The organism is Streptomyces sp. Je 1-332 (genome assembly GCF_040730185.1).
Lineage (GTDB): Bacteria > Actinomycetota > Actinomycetes > Streptomycetales > Streptomycetaceae > Streptomyces.
Map to the genome: position 1 here is coordinate 6,010,700 of NZ_CP160402.1, position 14,956 is coordinate 6,025,655.

Below are 14,956 nucleotides of genomic sequence, written 5' to 3' on the forward strand. Positions count from 1 at the left end.
TGAGAAGTGAGTCGTCGCCCATGGAACCGCTCAGTATCGGAGACCCGCTGCGCCTTGGGCCGTATCGCCTGCTGGGCGTGCTCGGCGAAGGCGGGATGGGCAAGGTGTACACCGGTCAGGACGGGGGCGGGACCCTCGCCGCGGTCAAGGTGCTCCGGCCTGAGCTTGTCCATGACTCGAACCTCGCGCAACGCTTCGTACGCGAGGCGCACGCGGCGCAGGCCGTGAAGAGCAAAGGTGTGGCCGCCGTCCTCGCAGCGCAGACGGAAGGGGGGCGCCCCTGGATCGCCACCGAGTTCCTGGCGGGGCTCACCCTGGATCAGGCTGTTGATGCCTGCGGGCCCTTTGGCGAGTCATCGGTGCGTGCCCTTGCCGCATCGATCGCAGGTACCTTGGCGGACATCCACGCCGCGGGTTTGATCCACCGAGACCTCAAGCCGCCGAACATCGTCCTGACGTCGAGCGGACCACGCGTCATCGACTTCGGCATCGCACGTCCCGAGCACGGCCTCACGCTCACCACCACCGGGCAGATCCCCGTGACTCCGGGGTACGGGGCCCCGGAGCAGGTGCTCGGCCACCGTGTCGCTTCCCCTGCCGACGTGTTCTCTTTGGGAGCGGTGCTTGTATACGCGGCCAGCGGCAGACGGGCGTTCGAAGGTAGTCACATTGCTGCTGTGCAGTACGAGGTCGTGCACGGTGAGCCGTGGATCGAGGGGCTGCCACCACATCTGAGGTCACTCATCGAGCCCTGTCTGGCCAAGGCCCCGGCGCTGCGGCCCACTCCTGCCCAGATCATCGCGGCCGCTGCGGTGCCACGAGGTGTAACACGTGTGTGGCGTAGCGGCCCCGTCGCCGAAAGGATCAAGGAACGCGAGAGCCATGTACGGCAGCTGACCACGGCGGTCGGAGGTCGGCCAGAGCGTCAGGTCACCCGGCGCCGCGTGATCACTGGTCTGGCGGCAGGCGGGACCGTAGTCGCGGCCGGCGGTGGCACGACTGCGTGGTGGTTGGGTGCACGGCACGAGGATCAGGGGGAGGGCGGGCGGCAAAAGAAGCGGAAACGAGATCCATTCAGCATTCCCCCCGCTGTGGCTACGCCTTTGGCGCGTCGGCTGTCTGCGGACGACGGCGACTACGTCCTGGGCGCCGGACCCCCGAAGAGGCTGTGGGGGCCGATACGGGTGATGCACGAGGAGTCACCGGTGCCGCTGCCGATACGGGACGTCATCGTCTTGGGAGCCGTGCAGGGCGGAATCGCCGCACACAACGTCGTCGACGGCAAGCGCCGCTGGATTGAGCCCGGTATCCGGGCGAAGGGCCGCTATCTGTCCCTCGACGACCGGCTGCTCGTAGCCGTAGATCCTGATGGGATGCTGCGTACCTTTGTTCCCTCCACCGGGGAGCCGAAGTGGACCGCCAAGGTCGACGCCCGGTCTCTGCTGGCATCGGACGCAGACGCTGTTTACGTCGCAACGAAAGACGACAAGATCCGCTGCGTGAGCCGCTCCGACGCGAAGATCCGCTGGACCGCACCCGTCTCCGTGCGCTTCGGCAGCACATCCGGGCCCCGAGGCGTCACGGGCGGCGGCCGCCTGGTCGTGACGACGGCTGACGGCCACGTCATCGCCGTGGACACGAGGGATGGTCATCAGGTGTGGGATCTTCCCAAGCAATCGACGGGCCTCATCCGCCCAGCCGTTCACGACCGCACCATTTACGTCAACGGCGACAACCTCACCGCGCGACGGATCACTGACGGTCATGAATTCTGGACGGCCAAGGAGAAGGACGAGTATGACCGCCCCGTTACCTGGGGTCCGCCCAGCGTCGACGGCGACTTTGTCTACTCGGCTGCGGGCAGCTGGCCCAGGCGGTTAAAGCGTGCTGATGGCCGCGGAGACTGGTCGTCACGAGCGCAGAGTGTCGCCGGTGGGCCGGTGGCTGTCCAAGGCAGCGGGGTATGGATGATCGACGAGTACACCGGTGGGGTCACCGTTGTGGAAGATCGAGGGGCAACGAAGGTCTGGTCCTTCGAGGTCGGCGTGAGGGCCGCAGGCGGCAGTGGGTTCGTGGTCGATGGCAACCGAGTCTTCGCAGGCAAGGGCAGCTACGTTTCCGCCCTGCCGACCTTCTGACAGCGAGCACGGGCGAGCTCGCGGGTCAGGCAGCCCGTTCAAGCCCTCACGACCCGACTGGTATCGTGTGAAGCGGCCGTATGTGTAAGCGCCCCCGGACCTCCGAGATCGGACCCCCGATCAAGGACCTGGAGACAGCCCCAGCGGACCTCGCCTCCCGAGTCATGGAAGCTCCCCTGCGATGTAGACCAGGGGCACTCGGTGGCCACGAAAAGACTACGAGGAGTAAGCGTGTCGCTCGACGCCGCTACGAAGAAGCAGATCATGACCGAGTTCGGCCAGAAGGAGGGCGACACCGGCTCCCCCGAGGTCCAGGTCGCCATGCTCTCCCGCCGCATCTCGGACCTGACCGAGCACCTCAAGACCCACAAGCACGACCACCACTCCCGTCGTGGTCTGCTGATCCTGGTCGGTCAGCGTCGCCGTCTGCTGCAGTACCTGGCCAAGAAGGACATCAAGCGCTTCCGTGCGCTGGTGGACCGTCTGGGCATCCGTCGCGGTGCGGCGGGCGCCAAGTAAGACATCGTGAAGGGGGCGGTTCCCACGCAAGAGGGGGCCGCTCCCTTTGCTGTACGTGCGCGTTGTCACCGACGCTTTGTAGTCTGGTGACACAAGCACGTCCCCGCGGGTAGGGATCACTACGGTCCAGCGCCGGGGGGACACCCCGTACGACCCCACGAAGGAGAAGTGCACCAGCCGCCGCCGATCTTCGGTAGTGGCTCCCGGGCGAAACCCCCGGGAGCTTCGATCGAAGACCGGCCCGCACACACGGCGCGCTTCTCCACATAGTCCCTGTCCACGAAGGACGCATGGGACGCCGCCCCGGGCCACACGGGCCCAGAGGCGAGAAGACGAAACGTAGACACGTAGGAGAACAGTGGAGAACGAGACCCACTACGCCGAGGCTGTTATCGACAACGGCACTTTCGGCACCCGCACCATCCGCTTCGAGACGGGCCGCCTGGCCAAGCAGGCCGCAGGCTCCGCCGTCGCGTACCTGGACGACGACACCATGGTGCTGTCGGCCACCTCCGCTTCCAAGCGGCCCAAGGACCAGCTCGACTTCTTCCCCCTCACGGTGGACGTCGAGGAGCGGCAGTACGCCGCCGGTAAGATCCCCGGTTCGTTCTTCCGTCGTGAGGGCCGTCCCTCCGAGGACGCGATCCTGACCTGCCGCCTGATCGACCGCCCGCTGCGTCCTTCCTTCAAGAAGGGCCTGCGCAACGAGATCCAGATCGTCGAGACGATCATGGCGCTCAACCCCGACCACCTGTACGACGTGGTCGCGATCAACGCCGCCTCCTGCTCCACGCAGCTGGCCGGCCTGCCCTTCTCGGGCCCGATCGGCGGCACGCGCGTGGCGCTCATCAAGGGCCAGTGGGTCGCCTTCCCGACGCACACCGAGCTCGAGGACGCCGTCTTCGACATGGTCGTCGCCGGTCGCGTCCTCGAGGACGGCGACGTCGCGATCATGATGGTCGAGGCCGAGGCCACCGAGAAGACCATCCAGCTGGTGAAGGACGGCGCCGAGGCCCCGACCGAAGAGGTCGTCGCCGCCGGTCTGGAAGCCGCGAAGCCCTTCATCAAGGCGCTCTGCAAGGCCCAGTCGGACCTCGCCGCCAAGGCCGCGAAGCCGACCGGCGAGTTCCCGGTCTTCCTGGACTACCAGGACGACGTCCTGGAGGCCCTGACCGCCGCCGTCAAGTCGGAGCTCTCCCAGGCGCTGACCATCGCCGGCAAGCAGGAGCGCGAGGGCGAGCTCGACCGCATCAAGGAGATCGCCGCCGAGAAGCTGCTCCCGCAGTTCGAGGGCCGCGAGAAGGAGATCTCCGGTGCGTACCGCGCGCTGACCAAGAAGCTGGTCCGCGAGCGCGTCATCAAGGACAAGGTCCGCATCGACGGCCGTGGCCTGACGGACATCCGTACGCTCGCCGCCGAGGTCGAGGCCATCCCGCGCGTGCACGGCTCGGCGCTGTTCGAGCGTGGCGAGACCCAGATCCTGGGCGTCACCACCCTCAACATGCTCCGCATGGAGCAGCAGCTCGACACCCTCTCCCCGGTGACGCGCAAGCGCTACATGCACAACTACAACTTCCCGCCGTACTCGGTCGGCGAGACCGGCCGCGTGGGTTCGCCCAAGCGCCGCGAGATCGGCCACGGCGCGCTCGCCGAGCGCGCGATCGTGCCCGTGCTCCCCTCGCGCGAGGACTTCCCGTACGCGATCCGTCAGGTCTCCGAGGCCCTCGGTTCGAACGGCTCGACGTCCATGGGCTCGGTCTGTGCCTCGACGATGTCGCTGCTGAACGCCGGTGTGCCGCTGAAGGCCGCCGTCGCCGGTATCGCCATGGGTCTGATCTCGCAGGAGATCGACGGCCAGACGCACTACGTCGCCCTCACCGACATCCTCGGTGCGGAGGACGCGTTCGGTGACATGGACTTCAAGGTCGCCGGTACGAAGCAGTTCGTGACCGCGCTCCAGCTCGACACCAAGCTCGACGGCATCCCCGCCTCGGTCCTGGCCGCCGCGCTGAAGCAGGCCCGCGACGCGCGTCTGCACATCCTCGACGTGATGAACGAGGCGATCGACGTTCCGGACGAGATGTCCCCGAACGCGCCGCGCATCATCACCGTCAAGATCCCGGTGGACAAGATCGGTGAGGTCATCGGCCCGAAGGGCAAGATGATCAACCAGATCCAGGAGGACACCGGCGCCGACATCACGATCGAGGACGACGGCACCATCTACATCGGTGCCGCCGACGGCCCGGCCGCCGAGGCCGCCCGCGCCACGATCAACGGCATCGCCAACCCGACCATGCCGGAGGTCGGCGAGCGCTACCTGGGCACCGTCGTGAAGACGACGACCTTCGGCGCGTTCGTCTCGCTCATGCCGGGCAAGGACGGTCTGCTGCACATCTCGCAGATCCGTAAGCTCGCCGGCGGCAAGCGCGTGGAGAACGTCGAGGACGTCGTCGGCGTGGGCCAGAAGGTCCAGGTCGAGATCGCCGAGATCGACTCCCGCGGCAAGCTCTCCCTCATCCCCGTCGTCGAGGGCGAAGAGGGCGACGACTCGAAGGACGACACCGACAAGTGACGTCGCGTAGCACCACGACGACGGCCCGCCCCTCTTCGGAGGGGCGGGCCGTCGCCCGTACCCAAACCCTCCTCAAGGGCAAGGACGGCATCGGCACGGTCCGCCGTACGACGCTGCCGGGCGGCCTCCGTGTCGTCACCGAGACCCTGCCATCCGTACGGTCGGCGACCTTCGGGATCTGGGCGAACGTCGGATCCCGCGACGAGACGCCGGCCCTGAACGGCGCCACGCACTACTTGGAGCACCTGCTCTTCAAGGGCACCAAGAAGCGCAGCGCCCTCGACATCTCGGCCGCGCTCGACGCGGTCGGCGGCGAGATGAACGCGTTCACGGCCAAGGAGTACACGTGCTACTACGCACGCGTGCTCGACACCGACCTGCCGCTCGCCATCGACGTCGTCTGCGACATGCTGACGGGCTCCCTGATCCTCCAGGAGGACGTCGACGCCGAGCGCGGCGTCATCCTCGAAGAGATCGCGATGACCGAGGACGACCCGGGCGACTGCGTGCACGACCTGTTCGCGCACACGATGCTCGGCGACACCCCCCTCGGCCGTCCCGTCCTCGGCACCGAGGAGACGGTCAACGCCCTCACGGCCGAGCGGATCCGCCGCTTCTACAAGAAGCACTACGACCCGACCCACCTGGTCGTCGCAGCCGCGGGCAACGTCGACCACAACAAGGTCGTACGCCAGGTCCGCGCCGCCTTCGAGAAGGCGGGCGCCCTGGGCCGCACCGACGCGACCCCGGTCGTCCCGCGCCAGGGCTCACGCAGCCTGCGCACGGCCGGCCGCGTCGAGGTCGTCAACCGCAAGACCGAGCAGGCCCACGTCATCCTCGGCATGCCGGGCCTGGCCCGCACGGACGAGCGCCGCTGGGCCATGGGCGTCCTGAACACCGCGCTCGGCGGCGGCATGTCGTCCCGCCTCTTCCAGGAGGTCAGGGAGAAGCGCGGCCTGGCCTACAGCGTGTACTCGTACACGTCGGGCTTCGCCGACACCGGCCTCTTCGGCGTGTACGCGGGCTGTCGCCCGAGCCAGGTGCACGACGTGCTGAAGATCTGCCGCGACGAGCTCGACGACGTCGCGCAGAACGGCCTGAGCGACGACGAGATCGGCCGCGCGATCGGCCAGCTCGCGGGCTCCACCGTCCTCGGACTCGAGGACACGGGCGCGCTGATGAACCGTATCGGCAAGAGCGAGCTGTGCTGGGGCGAGCAGATGTCGGTCGACGACATGCTCGCCAAGATCTCGGCGGTCACCCCGGACGAGGTCCGCGAGGTCGCCCGTGAGGTCCTCGGCCACCGTCCTTCGCTGTCGGCCATCGGCCCGCTCAAGGACAAGCGGGCCGCCCGCCTGCACGAAGCGGTCTCCTAAGCCCTCAGCGGTCTCCTAACCCCCTTAAGGAATCAGGCACATGAGCAAGCTGCGCGTGGCGGTCATCGGAGCCAAGGGCCGGATCGGCTCCGAGGCCGTCCGGGCCGTCGAGGCCGCCGACGACCTGGAACTGGTCGCCGCGCTCGGCCGGGGCGACTCGCTGGACACGCTGGTGGAGACCGGCGCCCAGGTCGTGGTCGAGCTGACCAACCCCGACTCGGTGATGGGCAATCTCGACTTCTGCGTACGGCACGGCATCCACGCCGTGGTCGGTACGACGGGCTGGACCGACGACCGCGTCGCGCAGCTGGAGGCCTCGCTCGCCGCGTCGCCGAAGACGGGCGTCCTGATCGCCCCGAACTTCTCCATCGGCGCGGTCCTCACCATGAAGTTCGCGCAGATCGCGGCGCCGTACTTCGAGTCCGTCGAGGTCGTCGAGCTGCACCACCCGAACAAGGCCGACGCCCCCAGCGGCACCGCCACGCGCACCGCCCAGCTCATCGCCGAGGCGCGCCGGGCTGCGGGCAGCGCCCCGCAGCCCGACGCCACGACGACCGCGCTCGACGGCGCACGCGGCGCGGACGTCGACGGCGTACCGGTGCACTCCGTGCGGCTGCGCGGCCTCCTGGCCCACCAGGAGGTCCTGCTCGGCGGCGAGGGCGAGACCCTGACGGTCCGGCACGACTCGCTGCACCACAGCAGCTTCATGCCGGGCATCCTGCTCGGCGTACGCCGTGTGGTGAGCACTCCGGGTCTGACGTTCGGCCTGGAACACTTCCTGGACCTGAACTGACACGGGCCGAAGCGAACCGAGCCGAACCGAGCTGACCCTCATGCGAGCAAAGATCACTTACGCCGTCACGGCTGCCGTCCTGGTCGTCTACTTCGTCCTGGTCGGCAGCCGAGGCGTGCTCCTGATACAGCACGGCACCGCGCTCACCGTCACCTTCGGTGTCGCGGTGCTCATCCTGCCGTTCATCGGCGTCTGGTTCCTCTGGAAGAACACGCAGTTCGTCCAGCGCGCCAACCGTCTCGCCGCCGAGCTGGAGGCCGAAGGCGGCCTGCCCGTCGACGAGTTGAAGCGCACGCCCGCCGGCCGCATCGACCGTGACTCGGCCGACGAGGTCTTCGCACGGCGCAAGGCCGAGACCGAGGACTCACCGGACGACTGGCGCTGTTGGTTCCGCCTGGCCGTCGCCTATCACGACGCCCGGGACACCCCGCGCGCGCGGCAGGCGATGCAGCGCGCGATCGCGCTGCACGCGGGCAGGCCGGTCAACGCCTGACGCCTGCGATCAGGCGGTGCGCCGGTACTCGTCGGCCCATACCTCCACGGAATCGGCCGCCCGGTTGAAGGCCTCGTACCGGGCCAGGAAGTCGGCGTTGCGGTCGGTGAACAACGGCTGCTGCCCCTCGGCACCCTGATCGCGGCGTACGAGGATGAGCGCCTGCCCCTGCACGGTGCGGGGCAGCCCCAGCCACCGCACGGGCTGCTGCGTCGTCCGGACCGTCATGACCTGCGCCCACGGCACGGTCTGCGTCGTCAGGAAGGCCACACGACGCAGCCCGATCGCGCTCACCCAGGTGCCCATCCGCAGCAGCCGCAGCGCGCTCGCGATGACGACCACGGCGAGGCCGGCACAGACCGAGGCACCCGCGAGCGAGTCCGCGAAGGAGATGACCACGGCGGCGACGAGGACGTACGAGGCGAGCAGCAGGAGCAGCGCTGCCGCCCCCACCCGCCACGGACCCGGCCGGTACGGCCGCCTCCAGTGGTCGCGATCGTCGAACGGCAGCGCGGCGTCGGCCGCCGGCTCGTCAAAGGCGCGGTCCGCCGTCAGGAAGGGCAGGGGCACGACTGAATCCTCACTCAATCCACGCACGGGCTGTGCCCGGTGAGGCTATCGAGCCCTGCTCCCTGCTACCACCCTTGGGGGGCCATGGGGGTACCTCCCACGCTTTTAGGGCAGTGGGGGACAGTCAGGGGGGGCAGACCGCTGTCATCGACCGTCAGAGGCCTCGGACTGCTGGTTCTGCGCGGGTGACTGATCGGGCGACAGGGCAGGCATGCCGAACAGCAGGGAACCCGCGAGCCCGGCGACCACGACCAGGCCCACCAGGGTTCGGCCCACGACCTGAGCGGCCGAGGCACGCTCTCGGGGTGGGGGAGTGACGTTGCTGCGGAACTTGTCGGCTTCGGCGATGAAGGCGAACGGGACGGGCTCGCGCCGACGGAACATGGGGTGCGTTTCTCCTCACGCGACTCGAACTTAACTCTGTTGTCCAGTCAGACGCTCGAAACGGCCAATTGGTGCCCTGTTTCACCAAATTCGCCGAAGATTGTCGTGGCGAGCCACCGAACGGCCGATTGTCAGTGCCGGGCCATAGAGTGGGCGCCGCCCGAGTGATGCACATGGAAGGACCCCGCCAGTGAGCGACACCCCCACCGAAGACCTCAAGCCCAGCTTCCGCAGCGAGGTCACCGTCGAGCTGGTGAAGCACGCGGCGACCGACTCCGACGTCCTGTGGGCCGCCCGTGTCTCCACTGCCGGTGAGCAGTCCCTCGAGGAGCTCCAGAAGGACCCCGAGCGCTCCAAGGGCCTGATCAACTACCTGATGCGGGACCGCCACGGCAGCCCCTTCGAGCACAACTCGATGACGTTCTTCATCAGCGCCCCGATCTTCGTCTTCCGCGAGTTCATGCGACACCGCGTGGGCTGGTCGTACAACGAGGAATCGGGTCGCTACAGGGAGCTCCAGCCGACGTTCTACGTCCCCGACGAGTCCCGCAAGCTGGTCCAGGAAGGCCGCCCCGGGAAGTACGTCTTCGTGGAGGGCACCCAGGCCCAGCAGGAGCTCACGGGCCGCGTCATGGAGGACTCCTACCGCCAGGCGTACGAGGCGTATCAGGAGATGCTCGCCGCCGGCGTCGCCCGCGAAGTCGCCCGCGCGGTCCTGCCGGTTGGCCTCTTCTCGTCGATGTACGCGACGTGCAACGCCCGTTCGCTGATGCACTTCCTCGGCCTGCGTACGCAGCACGAACTCGCCAAGGTCCCGTCCTTCCCGCAGCGGGAGATCGAGATGGTCGGCGAGAAGATGGAGGAGCAGTGGGCCAAGCTCATGCCCCTCACGCACGCCGCGTTCAACGCCAATGGACGTGTGGCTCCGTAAGGCACTGATGTACGGGTGGGCTGAGTGAGGTGTCCGTATTGCGGCATTTCGAGAAGTTCATCTAGCCTGATCAAACGGACCCGGCACTGCTTGAACCCCCGAGCAGGCAGTGCCGGGCTCCTCACTTGTCAGGTCCGCACACATCCCCCGAGGGGGGACCACGCGCTGAGCAGCGAGTAGCGTGTTACCCATGGCTCCGACCTCCACTCCGCAGACCCCCTTCGGGAGGGTCCTCACCGCCATGGTCACGCCCTTCACGGCGGACGGCGCACTCGACATCGACGGCGCGCAGCGACTCGCCGCCCACCTGGTGGACGCAGGCAATGACGGCCTCGTCATCAACGGCACCACCGGCGAGTCGCCGACCACCAGCAACGCGGAGAAAGCCGAGCTCGTACGAGCCGTAGTGGAAGCAGTCGGAGACCGCGCCCACGTGGTCGCGGGCGTCGGCACGAACGACACCCGCCACAGCATCGAGCTCGCCCGCGACGCCGAGCGGGTCGGCGCCACCGGCCTCCTGACCGTCACGCCGTACTACAACAAGCCCCCGCAAGAGGGCCTGCTCCGGCACTTCAGCGCGATCGCCGACAGCACCGAGCTGCCGGTCATGCTCTACGACATCCCCGGCCGCAGTGGCGTACCGATCAACACCGAGACGATCGTCCGCCTCGCCGAGCACCCGCGGATCGTCGCCAACAAGGACGCCAAGGGTGACCTGGGCCGCGCCAGCTGGGCCATCGCCCGCTCCGGCCTCGCCTGGTACTCCGGCGACGACATGCTGAACCTCCCGCTGCTCTCCGTCGGCGCCTGCGGCTTCGTCTCCGTCGTCAGCCACGTGGTCACGCCGGAACTGCGCGCGATGATCGACGCGTACTCCACGGGTGACGTACAGAAGGCCACGGAGATCCACCAGAAGCTGCTCCCGGTCTTCACCGGCATGTTCCGTACGCAGGGTGTGATCACCACGAAGGCGGCGCTCACCCTGCAGGGCCGCCCCGCGGGCCCGCTGCGGCTGCCCCTGGTCGAGCTCTCGCCCGACGAGACGGCCCAGCTCAAGATCGATCTCGCCGCGGGCGGGGTACAGCTGTAACCACTGACTTCACAACTGAATACGCGAAACACCGCGGGACACCGACTGACGGCCGTCCTGCACCACTCCAAACAACTGCTACTGCACGAACGTCATGCGCGCCACGTGCCCTGGAGGTACGTGGCGCGTGTGGTGAGGAGAGTCTTTTGAGTCATCCGCATCCTGAACTCGGCGCCCCGCCGAAGCTCCCGAAGGGCGGCCTGCGGGTCACCCCGCTGGGCGGCCTCGGTGAGATCGGCCGCAACATGACCGTCTTCGAGTACAACGGTCGCCTGCTGATCGTCGACTGCGGAGTGCTCTTCCCCGAGGAGGAGCAGCCCGGAATCGACCTGATCCTGCCGGACTTCACGTCCATCAGGGACCGCCTCGACGACATCGACGGCATCGTGCTCACGCACGGCCACGAGGACCACATCGGCGGTGTCCCCTATCTCCTCCGCGAGAAGCCGGACATCCCGCTGATCGGCTCCAAGCTGACCCTCGCGCTCATCGAGGCGAAGCTCCAGGAGCACCGGATCCGTCCGTACACGCTGGAGGTCGTCGAGGGCGACCGCGAGCGCCTCGGCCCGTTCGACTGCGAGTTCATCGCGGTCAACCACTCCATCCCGGACGCCCTGGCCGTCGCCGTCCGCACCCCCGCGGGCATGGTGGTCGCCACCGGCGACTTCAAGATGGACCAGCTGCCGATGGACGGCCGTCTCACCGACCTGCACGCGTTCGCGCGGCTGAGCGAGGAGGGCATCGACCTTCTTCTCTCCGACTCGACGAACGCCGAGGTCCCCGGCTTCGTCCCGCCGGAGCGCGACATCTCGAACGTGATCCGGGGCGTCTTCGCCGGCGCCCAGAAGCGGATCATCGTCGCCAGCTTCGCGAGCCACGTCCACCGCATCCAGCAGATCCTGGACGCCGCCCACGAGTACGGCCGCAGGGTCGCCTTCGTTGGCCGCTCCATGGTCCGCAACATGGGCATCGCCCGTGACCTCGGCTACCTCAAGGTCCCGCCGGGCCTGGTGGTGGACGTCAAGACACTCGACGACCTGCCGGACCACGAGGTCGTGCTCGTCTGCACGGGCTCGCAGGGTGAACCGATGGCCGCCCTCTCCCGGATGGCCAACCGCGACCACCAGATCCGCATCGTCCAGGGCGACACGGTGATCCTGGCTTCGTCGCTCATCCCCGGCAACGAGAACGCGGTCTACCGCGTGATCAACGGCCTGACCCGCTGGGGAGCGAACGTCGTCCACAAGGGCAACGCGAAGGTGCACGTCTCCGGCCACGCGTCGGCCGGCGAGCTCCTGTACTTCTACAACATCTGCAAGCCCAAGAACCTGATGCCGGTACACGGCGAATGGCGCCACCTGCGCGCCAACGCCGAGCTCGGCGCCCTCACCGGCGTCCCGCACGACCGCATCGTGATCGCCGAGGACGGCGTCGTCGTCGACCTCGTCGAGGGCAAGGCGAAGATCGTCGGCAAGGTCCAGGCCGGTTACGTGTACGTCGACGGCCTCTCCGTGGGCGATGTCGGCGAGCCCGCGCTGAAGGACCGCAAGATCCTCGGCGACGAGGGCATCATCTCGGTCTTCGTGGTGGTGGACTCCAGCACCGGCAAGATCACCGGAGGCCCGCACATCCAGGCCCGCGGCTCGGGCATCGACGACTCGGCCTTCTCCGCCGTCATGCCGAGGGTCCAGGAGGTCCTCGAGAAGTCGGCCCAGGACGGCGTCGTCGAGCCCCACCAGCTGCAGCAACTCATCCGCCGCACGCTGGGCAAGTGGGTCTCGGACAACTACCGCCGACGCCCGATGATCCTTCCCGTCGTCGTCGAGGTCTGACCCCGGCACTGCGTGAACTAGGAGCGGGGCGCCTCGATTTGCATCGGGGCGCCCCGCTCCAGTACGTTTACGTCTCCGCCTGAACGGGAAGCACCCGGCACTCACGTGCTCGCAGCGACCCAAAGGACGGCGGGGAATTCCGACTCAGAACTTCTGATAAAGTCGGAGTCGCCGGAAAGGGAAACGCGAAAGCCGAAAGGCAGGAGCGGGAACCGGAAAGGCGCCGAGGAAATCGGACACGAAAGAGTCTGATAGAGTCGGAAACGCAAGACAGCGAGAACAGCAAGACAAAATGAAACACCGAAGGGAAGCGCCCGGAGGAAAGCCCGAGAGGGTGAGTACAAAGGAAGCGTCCGTTCCTTGAGAACTCAACAGCGTGCCAAAAGTCAACGCCAGATATGTTGATACCCCGTCTTCGGCCGTCATGGTCGGGACGAGGTTCCTTTGAAGAAAACATCAGCGAGGACGCTGTGAACCGGAAGATTATTCCTCTTCCTGGTTCCGCTCAACGCGGATGTGCACCCGATTACGGGTAAACATTCACGGAGAGTTTGATCCTGGCTCAGGACGAACGCTGGCGGCGTGCTTAACACATGCAAGTCGAACGATGAAGCCCTTCGGGGTGGATTAGTGGCGAACGGGTGAGTAACACGTGGGCAATCTGCCCTGCACTCTGGGACAAGCCCTGGAAACGGGGTCTAATACCGGATGATATCCCCTCTCGCATGGGAGGGGGTTGAAAGCTCCGGCGGTGCAGGATGAGCCCGCGGCCTATCAGCTAGTTGGTGAGGTAGAAGCTCACCAAGGCGACGACGGGTAGCCGGCCTGAGAGGGCGACCGGCCACACTGGGACTGAGACACGGCCCAGACTCCTACGGGAGGCAGCAGTGGGGAATATTGCACAATGGGCGAAAGCCTGATGCAGCGACGCCGCGTGAGGGATGACGGCCTTCGGGTTGTAAACCTCTTTCAGCAGGGAAGAAGCGAAAGTGACGGTACCTGCAGAAGAAGCGCCGGCTAACTACGTGCCAGCAGCCGCGGTAATACGTAGGGCGCAAGCGTTGTCCGGAATTATTGGGCGTAAAGAGCTCGTAGGCGGCTTGTCACGTCGGTTGTGAAAGCCCGGGGCTTAACCCCGGGTCTGCAGTCGATACGGGCAGGCTAGAGTGTGGTAGGGGAGATCGGAATTCCTGGTGTAGCGGTGAAATGCGCAGATATCAGGAGGAACACCGGTGGCGAAGGCGGATCTCTGGGCCATTACTGACGCTGAGGAGCGAAAGCGTGGGGAGCGAACAGGATTAGATACCCTGGTAGTCCACGCCGTAAACGGTGGGAACTAGGTGTTGGCGACATTCCACGTCGTCGGTGCCGCAGCTAACGCATTAAGTTCCCCGCCTGGGGAGTACGGCCGCAAGGCTAAAACTCAAAGGAATTGACGGGGGCCCGCACAAGCAGCGGAGCATGTGGCTTAATTCGACGCAACGCGAAGAACCTTACCAAGGCTTGACATATACCGGAAAGCATCAGAGATGGTGCCCCCCTTGTGGTCGGTATACAGGTGGTGCATGGCTGTCGTCAGCTCGTGTCGTGAGATGTTGGGTTAAGTCCCGCAACGAGCGCAACCCTTGTTCTGTGTTGCCAGCATGCCCTTCGGGGTGATGGGGACTCACAGGAGACTGCCGGGGTCAACTCGGAGGAAGGTGGGGACGACGTCAAGTCATCATGCCCCTTATGTCTTGGGCTGCACACGTGCTACAATGGCAGGTACAATGAGCTGCGAAGCCGCAAGGCGGAGCGAATCTCAAAAAGCCTGTCTCAGTTCGGATTGGGGTCTGCAACTCGACCCCATGAAGTCGGAGTTGCTAGTAATCGCAGATCAGCATTGCTGCGGTGAATACGTTCCCGGGCCTTGTACACACCGCCCGTCACGTCACGAAAGTCGGTAACACCCGAAGCCGGTGGCCCAACCCCTTGTGGGAGGGAGCTGTCGAAGGTGGGACTGGCGATTGGGACGAAGTCGTAACAAGGTAGCCGTACCGGAAGGTGCGGCTGGATCACCTCCTTTCTAAGGAGCATCTAGACTGCCAAGCTTGCTTGGTGGTCCAAGAGCCATTACGTCGGCAAATGTTCGACGGTGGTTAGCTCATGGGTGGAACGTTGACTATTCGGCACGGCTGGTTGGATCTGTTAGTACTGCTTCGGCGTGGAACACAGAGTCAATTGGTCGGGCCGGGCACGCTGTTGGGTATCTGAGG

At 66.5% G+C, this 14,956-nt stretch carries 11 protein-coding genes and 1 rRNA gene; 10 read left to right on the forward strand and 2 right to left on the reverse strand.

The window, feature by feature from the left end; all coding sequences use genetic code 11:
- Positions 1-20: 20 nt before the first annotated feature.
- From ABXJ52_RS27305 to ABXJ52_RS27330, 6 genes are all read left to right on the forward strand, one after another.
- A complete protein-coding gene (locus ABXJ52_RS27305; protein WP_367045298.1) occupies positions 21-2,138 on the forward strand; it encodes a protein kinase in 2,118 nt (705 codons plus the stop codon).
- A 231-nt stretch (positions 2,139-2,369) separates the two neighbouring features.
- Complete coding sequence (gene rpsO / locus ABXJ52_RS27310) at positions 2,370-2,657, forward strand: 30S ribosomal protein S15 (RefSeq protein WP_160507553.1); 288 nt, start codon at positions 2,370-2,372, stop codon at positions 2,655-2,657.
- 358 nt (positions 2,658-3,015) lie between these two features.
- Positions 3,016-5,232: a polyribonucleotide nucleotidyltransferase gene (locus tag ABXJ52_RS27315; protein ID WP_367045300.1), complete on the forward strand. Its 2,217-nt coding sequence runs from the start codon at positions 3,016-3,018 to the stop codon at positions 5,230-5,232.
- Positions 5,229-6,608: a pitrilysin family protein gene (locus ABXJ52_RS27320; protein ID WP_367045301.1), complete on the forward strand. Its 1,380-nt coding sequence runs from the start codon at positions 5,229-5,231 to the stop codon at positions 6,606-6,608. The genes ABXJ52_RS27315 and ABXJ52_RS27320 overlap by 4 nt, the downstream gene beginning before the upstream one ends.
- 40 nt (positions 6,609-6,648) lie before the next feature.
- Positions 6,649-7,401: a 4-hydroxy-tetrahydrodipicolinate reductase gene (gene dapB, locus ABXJ52_RS27325; protein WP_367045303.1), complete on the forward strand. Its 753-nt coding sequence runs from the start codon at positions 6,649-6,651 to the stop codon at positions 7,399-7,401.
- Between the two features lie 40 nt (positions 7,402-7,441).
- Positions 7,442-7,894: a hypothetical protein gene (locus tag ABXJ52_RS27330; RefSeq protein WP_367045304.1), complete on the forward strand. Its 453-nt coding sequence runs from the start codon at positions 7,442-7,444 to the stop codon at positions 7,892-7,894.
- A gap of 9 nt (positions 7,895-7,903) precedes the next feature.
- Here the strand turns inward: ABXJ52_RS27330 and ABXJ52_RS27335 are convergent, their stop codons facing one another.
- Both ABXJ52_RS27335 and ABXJ52_RS27340 read right to left on the reverse strand, forming a co-directional pair.
- Positions 7,904-8,464, reverse strand: coding sequence for a hypothetical protein (locus ABXJ52_RS27335; RefSeq protein ID WP_367045305.1), 561 nt, complete (start codon positions 8,462-8,464; stop codon positions 7,904-7,906).
- 144 nt (positions 8,465-8,608) lie between these two features.
- Positions 8,609-8,848: a hypothetical protein gene (locus ABXJ52_RS27340; RefSeq protein ID WP_160507559.1), complete on the reverse strand. Its 240-nt coding sequence runs from the start codon at positions 8,846-8,848 to the stop codon at positions 8,609-8,611.
- A 190-nt stretch (positions 8,849-9,038) separates the two neighbouring features.
- Between ABXJ52_RS27340 and thyX the strand changes: the two genes are divergently transcribed.
- The 4 genes from thyX (at position 9,039) to ABXJ52_RS27360 (ending at position 14,766) form a co-directional block, all read left to right on the forward strand.
- Complete coding sequence (gene thyX, locus ABXJ52_RS27345) at positions 9,039-9,779, forward strand: FAD-dependent thymidylate synthase (RefSeq protein WP_367045307.1); 741 nt, start codon at positions 9,039-9,041, stop codon at positions 9,777-9,779.
- Between the two features lie 190 nt (positions 9,780-9,969).
- Positions 9,970-10,869, forward strand: coding sequence for a 4-hydroxy-tetrahydrodipicolinate synthase (dapA, locus tag ABXJ52_RS27350; RefSeq protein WP_367045309.1), 900 nt, complete (start codon positions 9,970-9,972; stop codon positions 10,867-10,869).
- Positions 10,870-11,015: 146 nt separating this feature from the next.
- Positions 11,016-12,701 (forward strand): ribonuclease J, encoded by a 1,686-nt coding sequence (locus ABXJ52_RS27355; protein WP_367045311.1) that lies wholly within the window; start codon positions 11,016-11,018, stop codon positions 12,699-12,701.
- A gap of 539 nt (positions 12,702-13,240) precedes the next feature.
- Positions 13,241-14,766 (forward strand): 16S ribosomal RNA (locus tag ABXJ52_RS27360).
- The last annotated feature ends 190 nt before the right edge of the window (positions 14,767-14,956 follow it).